Annotated in this window: 22 protein-coding genes and 1 tRNA gene; 8 read left to right on the top strand and 15 right to left on the bottom strand. The window is 68.1% G+C overall.

Annotation, left to right across the window (positions count from 1 at the left end; translation table 11 throughout):
- Positions 1-4: 4 nt before the first annotated feature.
- The 3 genes from N800_RS05745 to hppD form a co-directional block, all read right to left on the bottom strand.
- The gene (locus N800_RS05745) at positions 5-706 is read right to left on the bottom strand and encodes a lectin (RefSeq protein WP_156962882.1); all 702 of its coding nucleotides are present in this window, start codon (positions 704-706) and stop codon (positions 5-7) included.
- 73 nt (positions 707-779) lie between these two features.
- Positions 780-2081 carry a homogentisate 1,2-dioxygenase gene (hmgA, locus tag N800_RS05740; RefSeq protein WP_036135820.1) on the bottom strand — a complete coding sequence of 434 codons (1302 nt, stop codon included), beginning with the start codon at positions 2079-2081 and terminating at the stop codon, positions 780-782.
- 125 nt (positions 2082-2206) lie between these two features.
- Positions 2207-3298, bottom strand: a complete 1092-nt coding sequence (gene hppD, locus N800_RS05735; RefSeq protein ID WP_036135818.1) for a 4-hydroxyphenylpyruvate dioxygenase — start codon at positions 3296-3298, stop codon at positions 2207-2209.
- A gap of 97 nt (positions 3299-3395) precedes the next feature.
- On the opposite strand from hppD, the gene N800_RS05730 reads away from it, so the two are divergent.
- Positions 3396-3866, top strand: coding sequence for a MarR family winged helix-turn-helix transcriptional regulator (locus tag N800_RS05730; RefSeq protein WP_052107960.1), 471 nt, complete (start codon positions 3396-3398; stop codon positions 3864-3866).
- 186 nt (positions 3867-4052) lie between these two features.
- Here N800_RS05730 and N800_RS05725 read toward each other — a convergent pair whose 3' ends face one another.
- Both N800_RS05725 and N800_RS05720 read right to left on the bottom strand, forming a co-directional pair.
- A complete protein-coding gene (locus N800_RS05725; RefSeq protein ID WP_036135815.1) occupies positions 4053-5561 on the bottom strand; it encodes a peptide MFS transporter in 1509 nt (502 codons plus the stop codon).
- Between the two features lie 208 nt (positions 5562-5769).
- Complete coding sequence (locus N800_RS05720) at positions 5770-6651, bottom strand: tryptophan 2,3-dioxygenase (RefSeq protein WP_036135812.1); 882 nt, start codon at positions 6649-6651, stop codon at positions 5770-5772.
- Positions 6652-6808: 157 nt separating this feature from the next.
- On the opposite strand from N800_RS05720, the gene N800_RS16260 reads away from it, so the two are divergent.
- From N800_RS16260 to N800_RS05700, 4 genes are all read left to right on the top strand, one after another.
- On the top strand, positions 6809-10072 hold the full coding sequence (locus N800_RS16260; protein WP_036135810.1) for a lamin tail domain-containing protein: 3264 nt from the start codon (positions 6809-6811) through the stop codon (positions 10070-10072).
- A gap of 160 nt (positions 10073-10232) precedes the next feature.
- The gene (pdhA, locus tag N800_RS05710) at positions 10233-11306 is read left to right on the top strand and encodes a pyruvate dehydrogenase (acetyl-transferring) E1 component subunit alpha (protein WP_036135809.1); all 1074 of its coding nucleotides are present in this window, start codon (positions 10233-10235) and stop codon (positions 11304-11306) included.
- 14 nt (positions 11307-11320) lie between these two features.
- On the top strand, positions 11321-12331 hold the full coding sequence (locus N800_RS05705; RefSeq protein WP_036136003.1) for an alpha-ketoacid dehydrogenase subunit beta: 1011 nt from the start codon (positions 11321-11323) through the stop codon (positions 12329-12331).
- A gap of 90 nt (positions 12332-12421) precedes the next feature.
- Positions 12422-13831, top strand: a complete 1410-nt coding sequence (locus N800_RS05700; protein WP_036135808.1) for a dihydrolipoamide acetyltransferase family protein — start codon at positions 12422-12424, stop codon at positions 13829-13831.
- A 112-nt stretch (positions 13832-13943) separates the two neighbouring features.
- Here N800_RS05700 and N800_RS05695 read toward each other — a convergent pair whose 3' ends face one another.
- Positions 13944-15077 (bottom strand): fatty acid desaturase family protein, encoded by a 1134-nt coding sequence (locus N800_RS05695; RefSeq protein WP_036135804.1) that lies wholly within the window; start codon positions 15075-15077, stop codon positions 13944-13946.
- Positions 15078-15088: 11 nt separating this feature from the next.
- Positions 15089-16195, bottom strand: a complete 1107-nt coding sequence (locus tag N800_RS05690) for a ferredoxin reductase (protein ID WP_036135801.1) — start codon at positions 16193-16195, stop codon at positions 15089-15091.
- Positions 16196-16289: 94 nt separating this feature from the next.
- On the opposite strand from N800_RS05690, the gene fabR reads away from it, so the two are divergent.
- Positions 16290-16934, top strand: a complete 645-nt coding sequence (gene fabR, locus N800_RS05685; protein WP_036135798.1) for an HTH-type transcriptional repressor FabR — start codon at positions 16290-16292, stop codon at positions 16932-16934.
- Between the two features lie 10 nt (positions 16935-16944).
- Complete coding sequence (locus N800_RS05680; RefSeq protein WP_036135795.1) at positions 16945-17331, top strand: VOC family protein; 387 nt, start codon at positions 16945-16947, stop codon at positions 17329-17331.
- 7 nt (positions 17332-17338) lie between these two features.
- Here the strand turns inward: N800_RS05680 and N800_RS05675 are convergent, their stop codons facing one another.
- From N800_RS05675 to N800_RS05665, 3 genes are all read right to left on the bottom strand, one after another.
- On the bottom strand, positions 17339-17617 hold the full coding sequence (locus N800_RS05675) for a DUF4242 domain-containing protein (protein ID WP_036135792.1): 279 nt from the start codon (positions 17615-17617) through the stop codon (positions 17339-17341).
- Between the two features lie 117 nt (positions 17618-17734).
- Positions 17735-18700, bottom strand: a complete 966-nt coding sequence (locus tag N800_RS05670) for an MBL fold metallo-hydrolase (RefSeq protein WP_036135789.1) — start codon at positions 18698-18700, stop codon at positions 17735-17737.
- Between the two features lie 77 nt (positions 18701-18777).
- Positions 18778-20109 carry a tryptophan--tRNA ligase gene (locus N800_RS05665; RefSeq protein WP_036135788.1) on the bottom strand — a complete coding sequence of 444 codons (1332 nt, stop codon included), beginning with the start codon at positions 20107-20109 and terminating at the stop codon, positions 18778-18780.
- A 106-nt stretch (positions 20110-20215) separates the two neighbouring features.
- Here N800_RS05665 and N800_RS05660 point away from each other — a divergent pair, with 106 nt between their 5' ends.
- Positions 20216-20995: a hypothetical protein gene (locus N800_RS05660; RefSeq protein WP_036135787.1), complete on the top strand. Its 780-nt coding sequence runs from the start codon at positions 20216-20218 to the stop codon at positions 20993-20995.
- A gap of 154 nt (positions 20996-21149) precedes the next feature.
- On the opposite strand, the gene N800_RS05655 is transcribed toward N800_RS05660, so the two are convergent.
- From N800_RS05655 to N800_RS05640, 5 genes are all read right to left on the bottom strand, one after another.
- The gene (locus N800_RS05655; protein ID WP_036135785.1) at positions 21150-21350 is read right to left on the bottom strand and encodes a CsbD family protein; all 201 of its coding nucleotides are present in this window, start codon (positions 21348-21350) and stop codon (positions 21150-21152) included.
- A gap of 311 nt (positions 21351-21661) precedes the next feature.
- Positions 21662-21814 carry an entericidin A/B family lipoprotein gene (locus tag N800_RS05650; protein WP_036135783.1) on the bottom strand — a complete coding sequence of 51 codons (153 nt, stop codon included), beginning with the start codon at positions 21812-21814 and terminating at the stop codon, positions 21662-21664.
- A gap of 263 nt (positions 21815-22077) precedes the next feature.
- Positions 22078-22212, bottom strand: a complete 135-nt coding sequence (locus N800_RS15590) for an entericidin A/B family lipoprotein (RefSeq protein WP_084087257.1) — start codon at positions 22210-22212, stop codon at positions 22078-22080.
- A 152-nt stretch (positions 22213-22364) separates the two neighbouring features.
- Positions 22365-23288, bottom strand: a complete 924-nt coding sequence (gene rocF, locus N800_RS05645; RefSeq protein WP_036135781.1) for an arginase — start codon at positions 23286-23288, stop codon at positions 22365-22367.
- Positions 23289-23354: 66 nt separating this feature from the next.
- Positions 23355-23430: transfer RNA gene (locus N800_RS05640), tRNA-Thr, on the bottom strand.
- Positions 23431-23549: the final 119 nt, after the last annotated feature.

The following is a 23549-nucleotide window of genomic DNA, read 5'->3' as shown; positions in this document are numbered from 1 at the left end:
CGCGTCAGGAGCAGCCTTCGACGTAATCGATTTCGGGTGGCACGCCCACGCGCCACTCGGTGACGCGGGCGTCATCGCCCTTGCCGTCGGTCTCCAGGACCAGCACCGCCTTGCCACCGGCCGGGTCCTTCACCCGCAGGTATTGGCCGTCGGAGTATTTGTGCGGCTGCACTTCGATGCGTCCGGCATAGCGCCGGACCACCTCGGCCTTGGTCATGCCCACATGTGCCCCGCCGGGCGCCACGAAGTTCCGGCTCTCGACGGAGAACCGCGCAAACCGGCCCTCGCTGATCATGAAACTGAAGTCCGCCGGCCGCTTCGACCATGTTGGGGCCATGAAGTAGCACTGGTCATTGAGATCCTTGCCGATGACCTTGAGCTCACCGCCCCAAAGTCGCGTCATGTCCGCGACAGGCGCGCCAAACGGAATGTCGCCGTAGCCGCTGAAGCGCGCGAGGTTCAGGTCGCCGTCGGGGACGGGCGTTGGCGCGTCGCCGTCCGGCACTGGAGGCGGGGTTGTCACTGGCGCCGCGGCCGAGGGCATGCTGGAGGCAGCGCCAGTCGACGCTTGCGCCGGCGGTGTCCGATCCTGCGGCACCGTTTGCGGCGCTTGCGTGCCAGCGGTTACCGCATCGCCCGACGCGCGCTCATCTGCACAGCCGGCCAGCATCGTTGCAGCCAGCAACAACAGGGACATCCTTCGCATGGACCACTCCTTCCTGGGGTGGTCCAGTATCGCAGTCGGCGGTGAAGCCGGCGACTAGGCCGGCCCCATTCGGTCAGCCCGGCGCGCGGAAGTGCTTCTTCAGCCCGGCCCAGCAGGCCTGGTACTCGCGTTGGCGGTGCGATGCCTCGATCGCCTGCATGGCCGGACGGATCACGGCGCGCGTTTCGAACATGAAGGCCATCGTGCCGCTGATGTAATCGGGCTGGCTGAGGTCGGCACTGCTGGCCTTCTCGAACGTCGCCGCATCCGGACCGTGGCCGGTCATGCTGTTGTGCAGCGAGCAGCCGCCCGGCACGAAGCCCTCTGCCTTGGCATCGTACGCGCCGTGCACCAACCCCATGAACTCGCTGGCGATGTTGCGGTGGAACCACGGCGGACGGAACGTGTCCTGCATTGCCAGGATACGCGGCGGGAAGATCACGAAGTCCAGGTTGCTGACGCCCTCGCTGTCGCTGGGCGAGTGCAGCACCAGGAAGATCGACGGATCCGGATGGTCGTAGCTGATCGAACCGATGGTGTTGAATCGACGCAGGTCGTACTTGTACGGCGCGTAGTTGCCGTGCCAGCCGACCACGTCCAGCGGCGAGTGGCCGATGTACGCGCGCCACAGGTGACCCTGGAACTTGGCGACCAGCTCGAAGTCGCCCTCGACGTCCTCGTAGGCCGCGTTCGGCACTTCGAAGTCTCGCGGGTTGGCCAGCCCATTGCTGCCGATCGGGCCCAGGTCCGGCAGCTTGAGCATCGCGCCGAAGTTCTCGCACACGTAGCCGCGCGCCTCGCCATCGGGCAGCGACACGCTGAAGCGCACGCCACGCGGGATCACCGCGATCTGCTGCGGCTCCACGTCCAGCACGCCCATCTCCGTCTCGATGTGCAGGCGACCGTGCTGCGGCACGATCAGCAGCTCGCCGTCGGCATCGTAGAAGTAGCGCCCGTGCATGTCGCGGTTGGCGGCATACAGGTGGATGCCCACGCCCGACTGCGCGGCCGGGCCGCCGTTGCCGGCCATGGTGAACAGGCCGTCGATGAAGTCGGTCGGCGCCGCCGGCATCGGCAGCGGGTTCCAGCGCAGCTGGTCCGGCGTGACCGGGCCTTCACCGAACGCGTTGTGGAACTGCGGCTGTGCGTACGGCTTGAACTCGCCATGCATCGCCGCCGGGCGGATGCGGTACAGCCAGCTGCGACGATTGGCGTGGCGCGGCGCGGTGAACGCCGTACCGGACAGCTGCTCGGCGTACAGACCGTGCGCCACGCGCTGCGGTGAGTTGCGCCCCACCGGCAGCGCGCCGGCGACCGCCTCGGTCGCGAACTCGTTGCCGAAACCCGTCTGGTAGCCGTTACTGCTCAGTGCCATGGCATGCGCCCGTCGATGTGGGTGCTGGCCCCGGCCGGGACCAGCGATGGTCAGGTGGTGATGTGCCGTGTGGTGAAGAAGTGACACAGGGCGATGCGGCGCACGTGGCGCCGCACCGCCAAACCTCAGATCACGCCGCGCTTCATCTGGTCGCGCTCGATCGACTCGAACAACGCCTGGAAATTGCCTTCGCCGAAGCCCTCGTTGCCCTTGCGCTGGATGATCTCGAAGAAGATCGGACCGATCGCGTTCTGGGTGAAGATCTGCAGCAGCTTGCGGGTCTTGGTCTCCGGATCGGCGTCGATCAGGATCTTGTTCTTGGCCAGGCGCGGCACGTCCTCGCCGTGGTTGGGGATGCGCTGGTCGACCACGTCGAAGTAGGTGTCCGGCGTGTCCAGGAACTCGATGCCCTGCGCGCGCATCGCCTCCACCGTGTCATAGATGTTGTCGGTGAAACAGGCGATGTGCTGGATGCCCTCGCCCTTGTACGCGTCCAGGTATTCGTTGATCTGCGACTTCGGGTCGCTGGACTCGTTCAGCGGGATGCGCACGATGCCGTCCGGCGCGGTCATCGCCTTCGACACCAGGCCGGTCTTCGCACCCTTGATGTCGAAGTAGCGGATCTCGCGGAAGTTGAACAGGCGCTCGTAGTAGTCCGACCACTTCTGCATGTTGCCGAAGTACAGGTTGTGGGTCAGGTGGTCGATGAAGGTCAGCCCGAAGCCCTTCGGGTCCTGCTCGACGCCTTCGATGGCCACGTAGTCCTCGTACACGTTGCCGTTGTCGCCGTAGCGATCGACCAGGTACAGCATGCAGTCGCCGATGCCCTTGACCACCGGCGCGTCCACCGCCTTGCTGTCGGCCTTGTCGGCCACCGCCTCGCCGCCGTTGCCGACCACGGTGTCGAACACCTTGGCGGCCGGCTCGCGGAAGCGGATCGCGAAGCCACAGGCGCTGGGCCCGTGCTTGGCGGCGAAGTCGGCGGCGAAGCTGTCCGGCTCCTCGTTGACCAGGAAGTTCACCCCGCCCTGGCGGTAGACGGTGATGGCGCGGCTCTTGTGGCGCAGCACGGCACTGAAGCCCATGCGGCGGAAATAGTCGTGCAGCAGTTCACCCTGCCCGGCCGGCGCGGCGAACTCGACGAACTCGAAGCCGTTGATGCCGAGGGGGTTCTCGAAGGTGGTGACCTGCATTCCGAGGTTGGGCTGCGCGTTCATGGCATGCTTCCGTTGTCGCGGCCGGCCCCGGCGGGGTCGGCGTGAGGGATGAGGCTTTATAGTTTCAATTGAAACCAAGATCAAGGCAACCGACCCCATGGCACCCCACACCCAGCTCGATCTGGAGCGCTTCCTGCCGTACCGCCTGTCGGTGCTGTCCAACCGGATCAGCAGCTCGGTGGCACAGATCTACTCCGACCATTTCCAGCTGACCATCACCGAATGGCGGGTGATGGCCATCCTGGGCCGATATCCGGACCTGTCGGCCAACGAAGTGGCGCAGCGCTCGGCGATGGACAAGGTGGCGGTGAGCCGCGCGGTGGCTCGCCTGCTGGAATCGGGGCGGCTGACCCGCGAGATGCACGACGACGACCGCCGCCGCTCGGTGCTGCGCCTGTCGCCGGAAGGCATGCGCATCTATGACCAGATCGCGCCGCTGGCCCTGGATTTCGAGCGCCAGTTGCTGGGCGACATGACCCCCGAGGAGCGCGCCCTGCTGTTCCGCGTGCTCGACCGGCTGGACGAGCTGGAGCTGAAGGTTGAGGCCGCCAACGCGGTGAGGGGCTGACCGGGCACGGCGGCGGCATAGCGCGGCGCTCCGTCCGTGCCGTGCGGTCCCGCTTGGCGAGGGCATCCGGCACGAGGGCGAGAGCCAAAGAAGAACGGCGACCCTGAGGTCGCCGTTTTCATTTCCCGCGTGCTGACTGGCAACGCCGGGAGTTGCGGCCCGCATTCGGCGGGCCGCCTTGGAGGCTTACTTCACGCCGTGCATCAGACGCTGGATCAGCGGCGCCACCAGGAACAGCACCACGCCCGCGCCCACCAGGGCCCAGAAGCCGAAGGTGTAACCGCCCAACGCGGAGGCGGTGGTCATGCCGCCCTCGCCACTCACGTGGCCGGCGAAGATGCCCGACAGGTTGTTGCCGATGCCGGTGGACAGGAACCAGCCGCCCATGCCCAGGCCGACCAGGCGCACCGGGGCCAGCTTGGTCACCATCGACAGGCCGATCGGCGACAGGCACAGCTCGCCTACGGACTGGATCCAGTACACGGCGAACAGGGTCCAGAACGGGATCTTGTTGGTGGCCGGGTCCAGCAGGCTGGACAGCGCGAACATCAGCAGCAGGAACGCCAGGCCGTTGAAGATCAGGCCCAGGCCGAACTTGCGCGGAATCGACGGATTGGCCTTGCCCAGCTTCACCCAGATCCAGGCAATGACCGGGGCCAGGGTGATGATGGCCACCGAGTTGACCGACTGGAACCACGCGGTCGGGAACTCCCAGCCGTTGAGGTTGCGGTCCACGATCTGGTCGGCGAGGAAGGTGAACGAACTGCCGGCCTGTTCGAAGAACATCCAGAACAGGATGTTGAACGCGAAGATCAGCAGCATCGCGATGACCTTGTCGCGGGCCACGGCGCCGTTGCGGAAGCCTTCGACCAGCAGCATGCCGGCCAGGCCGATGAACAGCGCGGTCAGGATCACCTGCAACTTGGCCGAACCCATCGCCAGCAGCGTGTACACCAACGGGATTGCGGCCAGCGCACCGAGGGCGACGTAGGCCACGCGGTGCTTGCCAGGCGCCTCTTCCGGCGGACGGCCGATGCCCTGCAACTGGCGGCGACCGAACCAGAACCACACCAGGCTGATCAGCATGCCGATGCCCGAGGCGATGAACACGATCTGGTACGCCGGCATGGCATCGGTACCAAACACCTTCTGCGCCAGCAGCTGGGTCAGGATCGGCGCGATGAACGCACCGGCATTGATGCCCATGTAGAAGATGGTGAAGCCCGAGTCGCGGCGCTCGTCACCGGTCGAGTAGAGCTTGCCGACCATCGTGGAGATGTTCGGCTTGAACATGCCGTTGCCCACGACAATCGTGGCCAGGCCGAAGTTGAAGATCTGCTGGTTGGGCAGCGAGATCATGAACAGGCCCGCGGCCATGAACACCGCACCCAACAGGATCGAGCGCTGGTAGCCGATGACCCGGTCGGCCACGTAGCCGCCGAAGATCGCACCCGCGTAGACCAGCGCCAGGTAGGAGCCGTAGGTCAGGTTGGCCGGCGCCTGGCCGGAGGGGTCGCCGCCGTGGAACTGGGCGACGATGTAGAGCACGAGTGCCCAGCGGATGCCGTAGAACGCAAAGCGCTCCCAGAACTCCGACATGAACAGCATCCACAGGGGCTTGGGATGCCCCAGGATCTGCTGGAACTCGGGAATGGGCGCTTCGTTGCCCTGGCTAGGTACTGCGGCTCCGCTCATGCGGGGTCCCCTGTGTGGTTCGAAAAAAGAAGTTGCACCCCGTGCAACCGGCACGGGACCCGGGAGGTTTACCGGCTGCCGGTGGCCACGTCAAACCGGCGGCGCATTGCTGCGACGCACCATAGGCGGCCGAAGCGCCCCGATGATCCCCTGGCAAACGCCTCGTGCAAGGCGCCGCGACCCGCCCTGGGCTCGGCCACGCGCGGCGTCAGCCGGGCGCGCCGCCGTAGCCCCCCTGCGGCCCGATCGAGGTCCGCACCTCGAACAGCTCGGGGAAGAACGTCAGCTCCAGCGCCTGCTTGAGGAAGCCCACGCCGCTGGACCCGCCGGTGCCGCGCTTGAAGCCGATGATGCGCATCACCGTGCGCATGTGGCGGAAGCGCCACAGCTGGAACTGGCTTTCCAGGTCCACCAGGTCCTCGCACAGCGCGTACTCGCGCCAGTAGGTGTCGGTGTCTTCGTAGATGCGCTCGAACACCGGGCGCAACGCCGGATCGGCCGCGTGCGGCTGGCTCCAGTCGCGCTGCAGGTGGTGCGCCGGGATGGCGTGGCCGAAGCGCGACAGGTAATGCAGGAAGTGTTCGTACAGGCTGGGGGCGTTGAGCACATCGGCCAGCCCGGCCTGCAGGTCGGCGTCGTGCGCGAACACCTTGAGCATGTCCGCGTTCTTGTTGCCCATCAGGAACTCGATGGTGCGGTACTGCAGCGACTGGAACCCCGACGACGGCCCGAGGATGTCGCGAAAGCCCATGTACTCCGACGGCGTCAGCGTCTCCAGCACCGACCACTGCTCGGTCAGCTGGCGCATGACCTGCTTGCAGCGCGCCAGCACCTTGCGGGTCTGCCACACTTCATCGCGGCCGAGGTGGGCAATGGCCGCGCGCAACTCGTGGATCATCAGCTTCATCCACAGCTCCGAGGTCTGGTGCTGGATGATGAAGAGCATCTCGTCGTGGTGCGGCGGGTTGGACAGGGGCGCCTGGGCCGACAGCAATCGGTCCAGGTGCAGGTAGCCGCCGTAGGTCATCCGCCCGGACAGGTCGGTGTGGATACCGGTTTCCAGCTCGCGTTGGTTCTTGTCGACGGTCATCGGTACGCCTCGGGGTAGCCCAACAGGGTACTCCAGCCCACCGGCGATGGCGCAGCGCGACATGCGTTCGTCATCTCCCTGCCATACCGTATGGGCAGGCTGTCCGCGCCACCATGCCCGACGCGCTCCGGCCGTCGGCCGTCAATAGGGGAAAACCATGCACAACCGAATCGGCCGCGCCGCGGCCGTGGTGCTGTCGCTTGCCGTGCTCGCCTGCGCCGGACACGCGCAGGCCCAAGTGGTGATCAGCCAGGTCTATGGCGGCGGCGGCAACACCGGCGCCACCTACCGCAATGACTTCATCGAGCTGCGCAACCTCGGCAGCGCCCCCGTGAGCCTGACCGGTTGGAGCGTGCAGTACACGTCCTCCGCGGGCACGTCCTGGGGCAGCCGCACCGCGCTGTCGGGCACCATCGCGGCCGGCGGGTACTACCTCATCCAGCAGGCCGCCGGCGCGGGTGGCACCACGGCGTTGCCCACGCCCGATGCAAGCGGCAACATCGCCATGTCCTCCTCGTCGGGCAAGGTGGCGCTGGTGCGCACCTCCACCGCGCTCAGCGGCGCCTGCCCGCTGGCGGACGCGAACCTTGAGGACTTCGTCGGCTTCGGCAGTTCGGCCAACTGCTTCAAGGGCGCCGCGCCTACCGGCACGCTGTCGAACACCACCGCAGCGCTGCGCAAGAACGATGGCGCCACCAATACCGGCGACAACGCTGCGGATTTCCTTGTCGGCACACCCAATCCGCGCAACAGCGGCAGCACGCCGCCGCCACCGCCTGACCCGGCGATCCCGTTGACCATCGCGCAGATCCAGGGCGCTGGCGTGACCTCTCCCCATGTGGGCAAGCGGGTGGTCACCGAAGGCGTGGTCACCGCGATCCGCTTCAACAACGGCTTCTTCCTGCAGGCCGCCAACGACGATGGCGATGCCGCCACGTCCGAGGCGGTGTTCGTGTTCACCCAGAGCGCGCCACCGTCCACGGTACGCGTGGGCAACCGCGTGCGCGTGACCGGCAAGGTGGAGGAATACACGCCGTCCAATCCCAACCAGCTCAGCGTCACCGAGATCACCGCACCGGAAGTGGAGTTGCTGGCCAGCGGCGCGGCACTGCCGGCCGCGGTGCCGCTGACCGTCGACGAACTGGGCGCCCAGGCACTGCCGGGCACGCTGGAACGCCTGGAAGGCATGCGTGTCAGCGTGACGCGGGCGGTCGTGGTCGGGGCCGCGGACGGCACCATCACCGAACGCACCGCCACGTCCACCAGCAACGGCGTCTTCCATGTGACCTTGCCGGACGTGGCGCGGCCGTTCCGCGAGCCCGGCCTGGGGGCACTGGACGTCATTCCGATTCCGGCTGGCAAGAACCCACCGCGCTTTGACACCAACCCCGAGCGCCTGATGATCCGCAGTCGCGGCCAGGCGGGCGCGACGCTGCTGGCGGTGGACGTGGGCGCGGAAGTCACCGGGCTGGTGGGCGTGCTGGATTACAACTCCGGCACGTGGGCGCTGCTGCCCGATCCGCCGACTGCGGCCACGCCGGCGCCGACTGTGATCGGCGGTCGCCTGCCGGAGGCGGTCAATGACGCCGATTACGACGCGGTCACCGTGGCCGGTTTCAACCTGCTGCGCTTCTTCGACGAGATCGCCGACAACAACGGCGCACCGACGCTGAACGCGGACGCGCTGGACAAGCGCCTGACCAAGACCGCCAGCGCGATCTGCGACTACCTGAAGGCGCCGGACATCCTGGGCGTGGTGGAAGTGGAAAACCTGCGCGTGCTGGGCCTGCTGGCCGAGCGCATTAACAGCGGGTGTGCGCGTGCGCCGGCCTACGTACCACTGCTGGAGCAGGGCAACGACGTGGGCGGCATCAACGTCGGCTTTCTGGTCAGCCAGCGCCTGGTCGCCGGCCAGCCGCGCGTGACGGTGGAATCGGTGAGCCAGTCCGGCAAGGACACCACGCTGGCCAATCCCGATGGCACCACCAGCCTGCTCAATGACCGGCCGCCGCTGGCGCTGCGTGCCCGCGTGCAGCAGGACAACGGCGCCACCTATGACGTCACGGTGATCAACAACCACCTGCGCTCGCTCAACGACATCGACGATACCGCGCCGGGCAGCAACGGCTGGAGCACCGGCGGTGCCCGCGTGCGCGCCAAGCGCGGCGCCCAGGCCACCTACCTCGCCGGGCTGGTGCAGTCGATGCAGGCGTCGGAGCCCACGCGCAACATCGTGCTGGTCGGCGACTTCAATGCCTTCGAGTTCAACGATGGCTACGTCGACGTGCTCGGCGTGATCAAGGGCGAACCCGCGGCCGAGGACCAGGTCATCGACCACGTGGCCAGCCCGCTCACCACGCTGCTGGTCGACGGCTCGCAGCTGATTGCCGATCCCGGTGCACGCTACTCGTATGTCTACGAAGGCAACGCCCAGACCCTTGACCATGTGCTGGTGAACGAGGCGCTGCTGCTGGGCGCCCGCGACCTGCGCGTGGACCATGCGCGCATCAACGCCGACTTCGGCGTGCACCACTTCGGCGACGCCAGCCTGCCGCTGCGCGTGTCGGACCATGACCCGGTGCGCGTGGCAATCAGCGTGCCGGCCTTCCGCAGTGCGGACCTGTCGGTTATCGCGTCCGCCGCCGCACCGCGCGTGCACGTCGGCGACGACGCGCAGTTCGACGTGCGGGTGCGCAACGCCGGGCCGGGGGCGGCCGAGTTCGCAGCGGTGGCGTTCGCGGTGGAAGGCGGTGCGGTGCCCGTTGTCGCGCCGGCCGCCGGCTGGACGTGCGACGCCCCGGTGACCCAGGCTGGGACCACCAGCGTCAGCTGCATCACGGCCGCGCTGGTGGTGGACGGCGAGGCTTCCTTCGCGGTGCGCGTGACGGCGCTGGACGCGCTGGGTGGCCAATCGTTGCGCCTGGTCACGGCGGTCCGCTCGCAGATCACCGATCCGGCCAATGCCGACAACCAGACGGAAGCATCCGTCGCGGTGGACGCCCTTGCCAACCTGGCTGTTGCCATCGACGACGGCAACACCAAGCGCATGCCGAAGAAGCTGCACTACGACGACGTGGTGCCGTTCGCGATCGAGGTGGCCAACGCAGGCCCGGACGCCGCCTGGCAGCCGACGCTGAGCCTGTACGGCGACGCCCCGGCGGCGAACGTGGCGCTGGATGCACCGACGGGCTGGACCTGCCTCGTGACCGGCGACGAGATGCGGTTCGACGCGCAATGCCGCCTGGCCGGCGCGCTGGCGGCCCACGGCACCAGCCGGATCACCGCGCACCTGCGGGTGCCCGCGCGCCCGGACAGCACCGGCTTCCTGCGGTTACATGCAAGCGTGACCACCGGCACGCCGGAGGCTGACGCAGGCAACAATACGACCCAGTACGCCAACCGCATCGTGGGCGTACCCTGACGTCGCCACCGGCCAGCCAATGGCCCGGGACGAAGGAAGCGCGGCACATGCCGCGCTTTTTTCGTTTTGTCATGCCGCAGCGCGCAACGGGACTTTAAGGCCGCGCGCCTATCATGGTCGGGTTGATCCAACCGTTGATCCAGCCGAGGAAGTCCCCGCGATGACGATCGCCGCGCGATACGAGATCGAGTACCTGCAATACCTGGGGCCCGATGGCACCCTCGTCGCCGAGCCGCCCGCCGACCTCGCCGACCCGAACGCGCTGCTGCCGCTGTTCAAGCAGATGCTGTTCGTGCGCACCTTCGACACGAAGGCCATCGCCCTGCAGCGCACCGGCAAGCTCGGCACCTATGCCGCCTGCCTGGGCCACGAGGCCACCCACGTGGGCATCGGCGCATCGATGCAGCCCGACGACACCTTTGCTCCCAGCTACCGCGAGTACGGCGCGCAGTTCATGCGCGGGGTGAAGCCGCGCGAGGTGCTGCTGTACTGGGGCGGCGATGAACGCGGCAACGATTTCTCCGGGCCCAAGCAGGACTATCCGTGGTGCGTGCCGATCTCCACGCAGATGCTGTATTCGGCTGGCGCGGCGCTGAAGTTCAAGCTGCGCGGTGAGAAGAACATGGCCGTGGCCGTATGCGGTGACGGCGGCTCCTCCAAGACCGACTTCTACGCGGCGGTGAACTCGGCCGGCGCTTATTCGCTGCCGCTGGTGCTGTGCGTGGTCAACAACGGCTGGGCGATCTCGGTGCCTCGCTCGGCGCAGACCGGCGCCACGACGCTGGCGCAGAAGGGCCTGGCCGGCGGCCTGCACTGCCTGCAGGTGGACGGCAACGACCTGATCGCCGTACTGGAAGGCATGCGCCGCGCCAGCGAACGCGCGCGCAGCGGCGAAGGCGGCAGCGTCATCGAGTTCATGACCTACCGCCTGCACGACCACACCACCGCCGACGACGCGCGCCGTTACCGCGGCGAGCAGGAGGTCAAGGACGCCTGGACCCGTGACCCGATGACCCGCCTGCGCACGTACCTCACCGCCAAGGGCGCATGGAACGAGGCCGAAGAGGCGGCGTGGATCGAAGAGTGCGGCAAGCGCGTGGACGAGGAAATCAACGCCTACCTCAACACCCCGGTGCAGCCGGTGGAGGCGATGTTCGACTACCTGTACGCCGACATGCCCGAGGACGTGCGCAAGCAGCGCGCGGCCGCGCTCGCCCTGGAGGGCCGCGCGTGAACAAGGCCGAGACCATGACCCAGATCGACAGCAAAGCCAACGCCCCCGCCGCCATCACCCTGATCGAAGCCGTCACCCAGGCGCTTGCGTACGAGATGCGCAACGACGACCGCGTGCTGGTCCTGGGCGAGGACGTGGGCGTCAACGGCGGCGTGTTCCGCGCCACCGCCGGACTGCATGCACAGTTCGGCAGTGGCCGCGTGCTGGACACACCGCTGGACGAAACCACCATTGCCGGCCTCACCGTCGGCCTGGCCAGCCAGGGCATGCGCCCGGTGGCCGAGGCGCAGTTCGACGGCTTCATGTACCCGATGGTCGACCACATCGTCTGCCACGCCGCCCGCCTGCGCTACCGTACGCGCGGCCGCCTGACCTGCCCGATGGTGCTGCGCGTGCCGTGGGGCGGTGGCATCCGCGCGCCCGAGCATCACAGCGAGGCCAACGAGGCAATCTTCACCAACGTGCCCGGTTTGCGCGTGGTGATGCCGTCGTCGCCGCAGCGCGCCTACGGCCTGCTGCTGGCCGCGATCCGCGACCCGGACCCGGTGATCTACTTCGAGCCCAAGCGAATCTACCGCGCGTACAAGGAAATCGTGCCGGATGACGGCGAGGCGCTGCCGCTGGACGTGTGCTACGTGCTGCGCGACGGCACCGACGTCACCCTGGTCACCTGGGGCGCGCAGGTCAAGGAGTGCCTTGAAGCCGCCGACAAGCTGGCTGCCGAGGGCATCAGCGCAGAAGTCATCGACGTGGCCACGCTGCGCCCGCTGGACTTCGACACCATCGCCGAGTCGGTGAGCCGCACGGGCCGCTGCGTGATCGTGCACGAGGCGCCCAAGACCGCCGGCTTCGGCGCCGAGATCGCCGCGCGCCTGGCCGAGGAGTCGATGTACGACCTGCTCGCGCCGGTCGAGCGCGTCACCGGCTACGACACCCACATCCCGCTGTTCCGCCTGGAAATGAAGTACCTGCCCAGCGTGGAGCGGATCGTGACTGCGGCCAAGCGCACGCTGGCGGCCGGCTGAGCACGCCTGCAGCGTCGGGCGCGCGGCCTTGATACGTGCGCCCCACCCCGAACACACCGAGGACGCCACGGCGTCCCACGAGGATCCAGCATGAGTGAGAAGAAGACGTTCCTGCTCCCCGACCTGGGCGAAGGCCTGCCCGACGCCACCGTTGTCGAGTGGTACGTGAAGGTAGGCGATGTCGTCCGCCTGGACGAGAACCTGGTGTCGATGGAAACCGCCAAGGCGGTGGTCGACGTGCCGTCGCCGGTGTCGGGCAAGGTACTGCGCCTGGCCGGTGGCCCCGGTGACGTGATCGTGACCGGCACGATGCTGGCCGAATTCGAGATCGACCCGTCGCTGCCGCAGCGCGCCGAAGGCCAGGACACCGGCCACCACCATGGCCCGAGCCATGGCGTGGGCAGCCACGCCCCCAGCGATGGCGACAAGGTGGTCGCCTCCGACGATGGCGGCGCGATCAGCGCGGGTGCCGAGGCGCCGGCAAAACGCGACGACGCCGGCACCGTGGTTGGTGCGATGCAGAGCTCCGATGCGGTGCGCAGCGAGCAGGCGGTCGCGGTGGGCGGGGTCAAGGCGATGCCTGCGGTGCGCGCGACGGCGCGCAAGCTGGGCGTGGACATTGCCCGCGTGCGCGCCACCGGCGCCGATGGCGTGGTGACCATGGATGACGTGAAGCGTGCCGCCGCCGACGGCAGCGCCAAGCCCGGCGTGCGTCCTGCCGTGCGCGAGGTGCTGGAGACGTCACCGGCTTTCCGCGCGCTGCCGCCGGAAACCCGGAGCGAGGTGGCGCACAACACGGTGCGCAGCACGCTGTCCCAGTCCGGCAAGCCCATGCGCACCCAGCCGCCGGGCGTGGCCGCCAGCGGCCAGCCGGAACAGCTCAAGGGCGTGCGCCGCAACATGGCGCGCGTGATGGCCGACGCGCACGCCAAGGTGGTGCCCACCACCCTGTGCGACGATGCCGACCTGCACGCCTGGCTGGGCAAGCAGGACATCACCGCACGCCTGGTGCGCGCCATCGTCACCGCATGCAAGACGGTACCGGCGCTCAACGCCTGGTTCGACGGCGACAACCTCAGCCGCACCATGCATCCCAACGTGGACATCGGCATCGCCGTGGACACCGATGACGGCCTGTTCGTGCCCGCACTGCGCAATGCCGACATGCTCGACGCGCGCGGCATCCGCGAGGGCATCAACCGCCTGCGCTCGCAGGTCGAGGCACGCAGCCTGCCGGCCAGCGAGCTCAGTGGCTACACCATCTCGCTGTCCAACTTCGGCATGTTCGCCGGGCGCTACGCCACCCCGGTGGTGGTGCCGCCGTGCGTGGCCATCGTTGGCGCGGGCAAGCTGTCGCACGACGTGGTCGCGGTGATCGGCGGCATCGAAGTGCACCGCCGCATGCCGATCTCGCTGACCTTCGACCACCGCGCCTGCACCGGCGGCGAGGCCGCGCGCTTCCTCAAGGCGTTGCTGGACGACATGGCGCTGCCGCAGTAAGCAGCCACGACGAACGGCACGCACTGGCGCCGTCATCGCAGCAAGAAAAAGGGCGGCGCCGCCCTTCTTTCTGGACGGTCCGGGCCCTTGGCCCGGCGAGTCTGGACTTATCTCAGCCCGCCGACATCGTCGCGGGCTGCAGCCTCCGGGGCCGGCTAGGCAAGGCATGGCGCAGGATGCGCCACACCACCTGGCCGAACTGCCGCACCATCGAGCCGGTGTTGTAGTGCTGGCCGTAGCGCGCGCAGATGCGCCGCACTTCAACCGCCATCTCCGCGTAGCGGTTGGCCGGCACGTCGGGGAAGAAGTGGTGTTCGATCTGGTGGCTGAGGTTGCCGGTCAGCACGTGCAGCCAGCGCCCGCCACTCAGATTGGACGAGCCACGCAGCTGTCGCAGGTACCAGTGCCCGCGTGACTCGTTCTTCACCACGTTCTGCGGGAACGTCTCGGCGTGGGTGGTGAAGTGGCCGCAGAAGATCACCGTGAAGGTCCACAGGTTGCGCAAGCCGTTGGCCACGAGGTTGCCCAGCAGCACCGGCAGGAAGAACGGCCCCGCCAACGCCGGGAACACCACGTAGTCCTTGCCCAGCTGGCGCACCCACTTGCGTCCCACCGGGCGGAACTTGCGCCACATCGCGCGCGTGGTGGTGCGGCCGAACATCCAGCGGTCCAGCTTCAGCTCCTGGATCGCCACGCCCCACTGGAACATCAGCGCCAGCCCCATCGCCACCAGCGGCTGCAGCAGGTAGTACGGGCGCCAGCGCTGCTCGGGGAAGATGCGCAGCAGGCCGTAGCCGATGTCATCGTCCATGCCACGCACGTTGGTGTAGGTGTGGTGGCGGAAATTGTGCGACTTGCGCCAGTTGTCACTGGTACCGGCGATGTCCCACTCGTAACTCTGGCCATTGAGGTGCGGGTCGCGCATCCAGTCGTACTGGCCATGGATGACGTTGTGGCCCAGCTCCATGTTCTCGAGGATCTTGGACAGGGCCAGCAGCAGCACGCCGCCGATCCACGCGCCCCACATCAGGGCCGGCGTGTCGAACGCCAGCGCCACCGCGCCCAGGAACAACAGGCCTCGTCCGGCCAGTCCGGTGTAGCGCACCGCCTTCACCACGCGGCGGATGTAACGGGCGTCGCGCTGGCCCAACGAGGCAAGGATGCGGGCTCGCAAGGCATCGAGTTCTGCGCCAAAGCGTTCCAGTTCGGCGACGCCCAAGGCGCGATTGAGGGTTTTGCGGGACATGCGGTACTGACTCAAAGATCGATGACGAGGTCACTGGCGGCACTGTGCACGCACAGCTTCAACGCGGACACCGGCTCGGCGATGGCGTCGCCGGTGTGCAGGTCGCGGGTGGTACCGCTGCGCTTGCCGCAGGCGCAGGTGTTGCAGATGCCCATGCGGCAGCCGTGCGCGGGCTTGAGGCCCTGCGCTTCCAGCGCATCCAGCAGCGGCATGCCGCGCGGCACGGTCAGCGTGCGGCCGCTGCCGGCCAGCGTGACCTGCACGTCGCCGGTGTCGTCCACCACGCGCGGCGGCGGGGTGAAGGCTTCAGCCTGGAAGGAGTGCACCTGCGCCGCGAGCAACTCGCGCGTATGCGCGACGAATCCACCGGGGCCGCACGCATACACCTTGCGCTGCGCCAAGCCGGGTGCGACGGCATCCAGCAACGCCGCATCGATGCGGCCACTGGACTCATCCTCCGCGCTTGCGGACTCGCGGCTCAACGCGAAATGCACGTTGAAGTTGGAATGCGCGGCCGCCAGGCGGCGCAGCTCATCAACGAAGCACAGGTCGGTGCGGGTGCGCGCGGCGTACACCAGCGTCAGTAGCCCCGGCATGCCCTGCGCCGCCAATGCGCGGACCATCGCCATCAGCGGGGTGATGCCGCTGCCCGCGGCGAGCAGCAACAGCGGCGCCGCGTGTGCGGCCGGCAGCGTCATCTCGCCGAATGCCAGTCCCAGCTCCAGCACGTCGCCCACCCGGGCGTGGTGGCACAGGTGGGTGCTGAGCTTGCCGCCGGGTACGTGGCGCACGGTGACGGCCAGCCTTCCATCCGCGCGTGGCACGTCCGACAGGCTGTAGCTGCGGCTGATCCGCGCGCCATCGACCTCGGCGCCGAGGCTCAGGTGCTGGCCTGGCTGGAAGCCCCGCCAGTGGCGGTTCGGCGCCAGCAGCAGCGTCACGGCGTCATGCGACTCCTGCCGGCGGCCCACGATGCGGGCCAGCGGCCGCTCCAGCGACCACGTCGGCGCCACGTGGGACACCCAGAAATCGATGAAGGCCGGGGAAACCCACGTGCGGGCCAGCCGCCGGAGCCGACCGGGCCGGGCCGGAGCGGGGGGGAGGGAAACGGCACTCATGGGGAGTCACTATACACGCGGACACACAAATGTATATACACGTGTATATTAACCGTTTGGCTATGATGGGGCTCCGAGCCCAGCGACCCGCCCCGTGACCCTACCCTCCGATCTCGCCACCGAGTTCCATATTGGGCGCAAGGCCACGATCTCGCGGGAAGACCTGACTGCGGCCGCGCTGCGGCTGATCGGGCCGCACCGCAGCGTGTCATCGCTGAGCCTGCGCGAAGTGGCACGCGAGGCCGGCATCGCGCCCAACAGCTTCTACCGCCACTTCCGCGACGTGGACGAACTGGCCGTGGCGTTGATCGACCTCGCCGGCCAGTCGCTGCGCGAGATCGTGGGCAAGGCGCGGCGGCGCGCCAGCAGCGGGCGCAGCGTGGTGCGCAGTTCGGTGGGCGCGTTCATGGAGCAGGTACGCGCCGACGATCGCTTGCTGCACGTGCTGCTGCGCGAAGGCACTGCCGGCTCGGATGCGTTCAAGCACGCGGTCGACCGCCAGCTCGACTTCTTCGAGGAAGAGCTGCGCGTGGATCTGGTGCGCCTGGCCGCCGCCGACAACCTGCCGTTGCACGAGCCGGCGCTGGTGGCCAAGGCCATCACCCGGCTGGTGTTCGCCATCGGTACCGCCGCCCTCGACCTGCCGCGCGAACGCGATGCGGAGCTGGTCGAACAGCTCACCCAGATGGTACGCATGATCCTGCGAGGTTCGCAGGCGATGGCGCGCCCACGCCCCTGAGGACAACGCCATGGCCCACCGCAGCCGCCTGGCCGGCTTCATCATCGACTGTCAGACCAAGGACCTCGACACCGCGGCCGCGTTCTGGAGCCAGGCCCTGGGCCTGCGCGTGGCCGACCCGGACTCGGGCGGACTGGGCCTCTACGCCGAGTTCGGCGACGCGCCCGGCGGCCTGCACGTGGAGGTGCAGAAGGTCGAGCACGCCTCGCGCGTGCACCTGGACATCGAGGCCGACGACGTCAACGCCGAAGCCACGCGCCTGGAGGCACTGGGCGCGAAGAAGCTCGCGTTCGTGCGCGAGCGCTGGTGGGTGATGGAAGCGCCGACCGGCCAGCGGTTCTGCGTCGTGCCAATGCGCGAGGACACACGGCGCGAGCCGCCCAACCACTGGCCCTGAGCAACGCTCAGTGCGGTTCGGCGGTGGTCGGATCGATCACCGCACGCACCTGCGCCACCCGATCCACCGGAAAACCGCCCAACTCGCCATGACTGCGTAGCGCCGCCTCGTCCTGGGCCATGTACACGCAGTAGATCTTGTCGTCGGTGATGTACGACTCCTGCCACTGGATCGACGGCCCCATGTTGTCGAGTACGTCGCGGGACTTCTGCGCGATCGCCTGCAATTCGGCGGCGCCGAGCTTGCCCGCACCGGGGAATTCGCGTTCGATGATGTATCTGGGCATGACACGGCCCTCATCCGGCGCGGGGCGGCTCCGCGGGAGCCCGCGCATGGGGATGGCGGCGCTCGTCCTGGCACCGCCCCTGCCGCGGCATTGCGCGGCAATCGCATTCTGCGCCGCTCAGAGGGGGGTGGCAATCGCCGCCGCGGCATTCCGTGCCTGCCAAACCAGCAAGCCCTGAGCGTTCAGTTCGATGTCCATACCCAGCACCGCAGACACCACGGCCGCTGCATCGGCCACGCCATGCGCACGCGCCCGCTGGATGTAGTAACGGGTTAACCCGTCGACCAGCCGGGCGTGCCGCAGGTTGTCGCCATCGTCCGCGGCACAGGCCTCGCGTACCAGCGCCACCATCGCATCGACCTGCTCCGCCAACTCCGCGCCCAGCCGCGCCACGTCGCCGACGCGGCCGTAATGGGTCAGGTACATCGCCTCCGGCGCACGCGCCTGCAAGGTGCGGATCGACGCCTTCAACGGCTCCGGATCGAACTGCACCGGCGAAGTGGTCGGAATCACGAACGGACGGCCGTCCACGTCCAGCTCGCGGTACGACAATCCAAACGTGTCGCCGGTGAACCAGCTGTGGCTGCGCGCGTCCCACACGCAGAAGTGATGGCGCGCATGGCCGGGCGTGTCCACGCACAGCAGCGGGCGGCCCGCCAGGTCGATGACGGCGCCATCGGCCGCTTCCCGCACACGCTCTGCGGGCACCGCCTGGATGGCGCCGTAGCTGCGCGTGATTTCCGCCTCGCCGTATACGGCGGCGGCCCCGGCCACCAACCGGGACGGATCGATCATGTGCGGTGCGCCGCGCGGGTGCACCACCAGCGTCGCGTTGGGCAGGTGCTGCATCAGCTGGCCCGCGCCACCGGCGTGGTCGAGGTGCACGTGCGTGAGAATCAACCAGTCCACCGCTTCCGGCCCGAGGCCCTGCGCAGCCAACGCGGCCAGCATCGCCGGCACGCTGTGGTTGGTGCCGCAATCGATGAACGCTGCGCGGCCCTGTTCCACCATCAGGAACGCGGCATCGAACTGCGGCCGCTGGAATCCGGTGTCGATGGTGTGGATGCCGTGCGTTGCGCCCATGGTGACCTCTCGGTTTCAGTTCAACCGCAGTCTAGGCAGACGGGTGTGGCGCCACGATGCGGCTTTGGTCGCAGCGGTCAGGCCTTCGCGGCTTCCTTGTCCTTCGCCGCCTGCACGATGGCATCCAGTGCGGCCTGTGCCTCGTCGACGGCCACGCCGTCGCCCAGCGCGGCCTGCGCATCCAGCGCCGATACCGACAGCGTGCCGGCCTTCAACGCGCCGATCAGCTCCCCGGCCTCGCGCGGCGAGGCGAAGCCAACGCTTTGCAGCAGCACGCGGTCGCCTTCGGTCAGCTTGAAGTAGAAGCGGCCGTCAGTCTCCCGGTATTGCTTGATCACCGGCAGCGACGCTTTCTCCACGGCCTTGGCCGCAGTCACCGGCACCGCGGCGAGGTTACGCAGGCCCACGGCCTCGCGCAGCTCCGCCATCAGCGGCGTGGCGTACTGCACGCGCAGGCGACGCGCACCATCGCGCAGGATGTCCTCGATGTCCGCCGGGCGCGCCATCAGCGCCTCGTACTTCTCGCGCTGCGGTGCGATCTCGGCATCGATGCGCTCGAACAGCGCCTGCTTGGCATCGCCCCAGCCAATGCCATCGGCGAAGGCTTGGCGCATCGCCGCGGCCTCGGCATCGGTGGAGAACGCCTGGTACAGCTGGAACAGGTGCGAGCCGGCCGCGTCCTTGGGTTCGCCCGGCGCCCGCGAGTCGGTGACGATGCCGGCGATGAGCTTGCGCAGTTGCTCGCGCGGCACGAACAGCGGGATGGTGTTGTCGTAGCTCTTGCTCATCTTGCGCCCGTCCAGGCCAGGCAGCGTGGCCACCTGCTCCTCGATGTGCACCTCGGGTAGCACGAAGTACTCGCGCCCCACCGCCTCGCCGTAGAGGTGGTTGAAGCGCTGACCGAAGTCGCGCGCCATCTCGATGTGCTGGATCTGGTCGCGGCCCACCGGCACCTTGTTCGCGTTGAACAGCAGGATGTCGGCGGCCATCAGCACCGGGTACATGAACAAACCCGCAGTCACCGCCGCGTCATCGTCCTCGCCCGCTTCGCGGTTCTTGTCCACCGCCGCCTTGTAGGCATGCGCGCGGTTGAGGATGCCCTTGCCGGCCACGCAGGTCAGCAGCCACATCAGTTCGGTGGTCTCGGGGATGTCGCTCTGGCGGTAGAACCACACCTTGTCCGGCTCCAGTCCGCACGCCAGCCACGTCGCGGCGATTTCCAACGTGGAGCGCTGCACGCGTGCCGGGTCCTGCACCTTGATCAGTGCGTGGTAGTCGGCGAGGAAGTAGAAGCTCTCCACGTCGGCAGCGCGGCTGGCGGCCACGGCCGGACGGATCGCACCGGCGTAATTGCCCAGGTGTGGCGTTCCGGAGGTGGTGATGCCGGTGAGGACGCGGGTACGGGACATCAGAAGGCAACCGTGGGGTGAACGAACCCGCATTTTACCCGGCGCGGGCCAACCCCGCCGGGCACGTTCGGGCGTTCCAGCACGTACCCCAAGCGGAGACACGCCCATGTTGCGCCCCATCCTGCTGCTGGCCGCGGCCCTGCTCGCCGCCTGCTCCCTGCCCGCCCCCGCCCGGCCCCGGGTCGAGATCAGCGTGATCGACCGCGACGAAGGCGATTGGCTGGCACCCGTTCGCCACCGTGGGCAGGACTGGATCGCCGGCACGCCGGGCCACCGTTACAGCGTGCGACTGAGCAATACCAGCAGCGAGCGCGTGCTGGTCGTGCTGTCGGTGGACGGCGTCAACGCGGTGACCGGCCAGACCGCACACCCGTCGCAGGCCGGTTACGTGCTGGGCCCGTGGCAGAGCGCCGAGGTCAATGGCTGGCGCAAGTCGCTGGATGACGTGGCGCAGTTCGTATTCACCGACCTGCCGGACAGCTACGCCGCGCGCACGGGCCGGCCCGACAACGTCGGCGTGATCGGCATTGCGGTGTTTGCCGAAGCGCGGCCGGCGACGTTGCCTGGTCCGCTGTACCCGCCCGCGCCGATCGCAGGCAGCGCACTGAAGTCGGAGCGCTCGGCCACAGCGCAGGCCGACGCCGCCAGTGCCGAAGCCATGCCGCAGAGCATCGGCACCGGTCACGGCGAGCGCGAATGGTCACCGGTATCGCACACCGATTTCGTGCGGGCCTCGCAGCGCCCACAGCAGGTGGTGGAACTGCGCTATGACGATCGCAGTGCGCTGGTCGCGCGCGGCATCCTGCCACGCGATGGCCGCCGGCCGCCGCATGCGCCGCGAGCGTTTCCACAGGGATTCGTTGCCGACCCGCCGTATCAGCGCTGAGCACGAGGGCCGTATCGGCGCATGGAGAGCGCCACCCCTTGTGCCCACTCCGCCGGCAACAAACACGGGCCGGCAGCGCCGGCCCGTGTGTCCAACACCCGCAGTGGTCGACCAGCCCGCAACAGTGCGGCCCCGATCCACTGCCTGATGGCGATCAGTGCAGCGACTTCTCGAAGTCACGGACCTCACGCTGCGCGCGGTCGCGATCCCAGCCGTACTGCTCCTGCAACTTCCCGGCGAGGTATTCGGCGTTGCCCTCACGAACATCGAATACGTCATCGGTCAGGTCGCCCCACTTGGCCTGGGCCTTGCCCTTCAGCTGCGTCCACTTGCCGGCGATGATGTCCTTGTTCATTGCGTGATTCCTCTTTCTGCTGGGGGAAATGCGGCTCTGCTGTGCCGCACGCACAGGGTCGCAATGTGCGCATTCGCATCCGGTCACCGCGGCGTTACGCGGGCATTCGCACCAAGTGAAATGCATCGCGTTCAGATGCATGAGCAGGCCCGCAATGCACAAGCGCTGAATGCCGGCTGCAGCACGTCGGTCGTCGATGCGCCATTGCGTACTCCGGCGACTTGATGTCCCTACAGGATGGAAAAAGCAGAAGGGCCGGAGAGAACCGGCCCTTCCACTTCCGCTTGTGCGTTGACGGCATCAGTAATGGCTCAGCACTTGCCGTCCTTGCAATCGCCGGCCTTGTCTTCCACCTTCTCGCCGACCTTCTGCACGTCCTGGCCCACGCCTTCCATGGTGTTGCAGGCGGTGAGCACGCTGGTCGAGAACGCGGCCAGCAGCATCAAGGCAACAATACGCTTCATGGGTCATCTCCTTCGATCATTGATTGGGTCGCGCCATGCGCTGGGGTGGCCGCTACGGCGCGCCGCCCGTATCCGCATCTAACGCGCCGGGATGTGAAACCCATGTATGGGGAACCTGGGCGCAATCAGGCCCTGTTCACGCTTGCGTCGCGCTGCACCCACCCTGGGCCTTCCCCCGCCAGGGCACTGGCAAGCCCCCCTGTCAGACGCGAAAGGGCCGGATCGCTCCGGCCCTTTGGGGGATAACACCTGGACGCAAGGCCTTACTTGTCGGCCTTCTCTTCCATCTTCCCGCCGACCTTCTGCAGGTCCTGGCCGAAGCCCTTGACGGTGTTGCAGGCGGTGAGGCCGGTGGTCGCAAGCAGGGCGATCAGCAGCAGCAAGGTGGAACGCTTCATGGGGCTCTCCGGGTGTATCTGGCAGGGAGGATGTCGGGTCTGCACGCTATCACAGCGGCGCGCGCGCTGGCAGGACCGGCGCCCCACTCCCGGCAGCCCGCGCGCGGTTACTGCGACGCAAGTCGCCACACGGAGCCGCGTGCCGTTCGCGGTCAGTCGCGCATCAGGGTCGACTTGCCGAACAGGCTTTCGACCAGGTCCACGGCCAGCTTGCCGGTGCGGTTGCGCTTGTCGATGATCGGATTGAGCTCGACGATGTCCAGCGAGGCCATGCGCCCGGTGTCGGCGATCATCTCCATCACCAGCTGCGCCTCGCGGTAGTTGGGGCCGCCGGGCACGGTGGTGCCCACGCCCGGCGCAATGCTCGGGTCGAGGAAGTCGACATCGAAGCTGACGTGCAGGTGGGTGTTCTCGTCCACCCCTTCCAGCGCTTCCTCCATCGCCCGCTTCATGCCGACCTCGTCGATGTAGCGCATGTCGTAGACGTCGAGGCCGTATTCCTTGACCAGGCGCTTCTCGCCTTCGTCCACCGAGCGGATGCCGATCTGGCGCACCACGTCGGGGGTGATGGCCGGGGCGTCGCCACCCAGGTGGGTGAGCTCACGCGGACCCATGCCGCACAGGCAGGCCACCGGCATGCCGTGGATGTTGCCCGAGGGGGTCACCTGGCTGGTGTTGAAGTCGGCGTGGGCGTCCAGCCACAGCACGCGCAGCTGCTTGCCCGTCTCGCGGCAATGGCGCGCGACGGCAGTGATCGAGCCCAGGCCCAGGCAGTGGTCGCCGCCGAGCATGATCGGCAGACGGTCTTGCCGCAGCTCGGCGAGCACGGCCTCCATTACCAGGCGGTTCCACTCCACCACTTCGGACAGGTGGCGATAGCCCTCCACCGGCTTCTGCCAGGGGTTGCGCGGGCCGTCCAGGTTGCCGCGGTCCACCACGTCGACCCCACGGGCCACGAGCGCCTCGCCCAGCCCCGCGATGCGCAGCGCCTCCGGCCCCAGGCGGGCGCCGCGGTGGCCGGCACCGACGTCGGTGGGCGCGCCGATGAGGGAAACAGGGGGATAACGTCGGCTCATGCGGCAACAGCTCCGGCAGGTCCGCGCGACGGCCCGGCGGGCTCCCGCGGCGGGGATTCCATTCAATGGTGCCGACAGTCCGATTTGAACGGACGACCTACCGCTTACAAGGCGGTTGCTCTACCAACTGAGCTATGCCGGCAACTGAACCCACAGTTTACCCGAGCCGCGCGCAAACGCCTCAGCGCAGCGTGGCGCAATCAGCCGGCCGCAGCTGGCCGGCGCCGGCCTGCGCGCGGGCAGCCGCCGCGTCAAAGCCGG

Origin of the sequence: Lysobacter daejeonensis GH1-9, from assembly GCF_000768355.1 — a bacterium.
GTDB lineage: Bacteria > Pseudomonadota > Gammaproteobacteria > Xanthomonadales > Xanthomonadaceae > Aerolutibacter > Aerolutibacter daejeonensis.
This window is presented reverse-complemented; position numbering and strand designations above follow the sequence as displayed.

Bases quoted from the DNA above. Each gene is read 5' to 3' on its own strand.
- N800_RS05745 (WP_156962882.1), bottom strand. From the start codon at position 706: ATGCGAAGGATGTCCCTGTTGTTGCTGGCTGCAACGATGCTGGCCGGC.
- hmgA (WP_036135820.1), bottom strand. From the start codon at position 2,081: ATGGCACTGAGCAGTAACGGCTACCAGACGGGTTTCGGCAACGAGTTC.
- hppD (WP_036135818.1), bottom strand. From the start codon at position 3,298: ATGAACGCGCAGCCCAACCTCGGAATGCAGGTCACCACCTTCGAGAAC.
- N800_RS05730 (WP_052107960.1), top strand. From the start codon at position 3,396: ATGGCACCCCACACCCAGCTCGATCTGGAGCGCTTCCTGCCGTACCGC.
- N800_RS05725 (WP_036135815.1), bottom strand. From the start codon at position 5,561: ATGAGCGGAGCCGCAGTACCTAGCCAGGGCAACGAAGCGCCCATTCCC.
- N800_RS05720 (WP_036135812.1), bottom strand. From the start codon at position 6,651: ATGACCGTCGACAAGAACCAACGCGAGCTGGAAACCGGTATCCACACC.
- N800_RS16260 (WP_036135810.1), top strand. From the start codon at position 6,809: ATGCACAACCGAATCGGCCGCGCCGCGGCCGTGGTGCTGTCGCTTGCC.
- pdhA (WP_036135809.1), top strand. From the start codon at position 10,233: ATGACGATCGCCGCGCGATACGAGATCGAGTACCTGCAATACCTGGGG.
- N800_RS05705 (WP_036136003.1), top strand. From the start codon at position 11,321: ATGACCCAGATCGACAGCAAAGCCAACGCCCCCGCCGCCATCACCCTG.
- N800_RS05700 (WP_036135808.1), top strand. From the start codon at position 12,422: ATGAGTGAGAAGAAGACGTTCCTGCTCCCCGACCTGGGCGAAGGCCTG.
- N800_RS05695 (WP_036135804.1), bottom strand. From the start codon at position 15,077: ATGTCCCGCAAAACCCTCAATCGCGCCTTGGGCGTCGCCGAACTGGAA.
- N800_RS05690 (WP_036135801.1), bottom strand. From the start codon at position 16,195: ATGAGTGCCGTTTCCCTCCCCCCCGCTCCGGCCCGGCCCGGTCGGCTC.
- N800_RS05680 (WP_036135795.1), top strand. From the start codon at position 16,945: ATGGCCCACCGCAGCCGCCTGGCCGGCTTCATCATCGACTGTCAGACC.
- N800_RS05675 (WP_036135792.1), bottom strand. From the start codon at position 17,617: ATGCCCAGATACATCATCGAACGCGAATTCCCCGGTGCGGGCAAGCTC.
- N800_RS05670 (WP_036135789.1), bottom strand. From the start codon at position 18,700: ATGGGCGCAACGCACGGCATCCACACCATCGACACCGGATTCCAGCGG.
- N800_RS05665 (WP_036135788.1), bottom strand. From the start codon at position 20,109: ATGTCCCGTACCCGCGTCCTCACCGGCATCACCACCTCCGGAACGCCA.
- N800_RS05660 (WP_036135787.1), top strand. From the start codon at position 20,216: ATGTTGCGCCCCATCCTGCTGCTGGCCGCGGCCCTGCTCGCCGCCTGC.
- N800_RS05655 (WP_036135785.1), bottom strand. From the start codon at position 21,350: ATGAACAAGGACATCATCGCCGGCAAGTGGACGCAGCTGAAGGGCAAG.
- N800_RS05650 (WP_036135783.1), bottom strand. From the start codon at position 21,814: ATGAAGCGTATTGTTGCCTTGATGCTGCTGGCCGCGTTCTCGACCAGC.
- N800_RS15590 (WP_084087257.1), bottom strand. From the start codon at position 22,212: ATGAAGCGTTCCACCTTGCTGCTGCTGATCGCCCTGCTTGCGACCACC.
- rocF (WP_036135781.1), bottom strand. From the start codon at position 23,288: ATGAGCCGACGTTATCCCCCTGTTTCCCTCATCGGCGCGCCCACCGAC.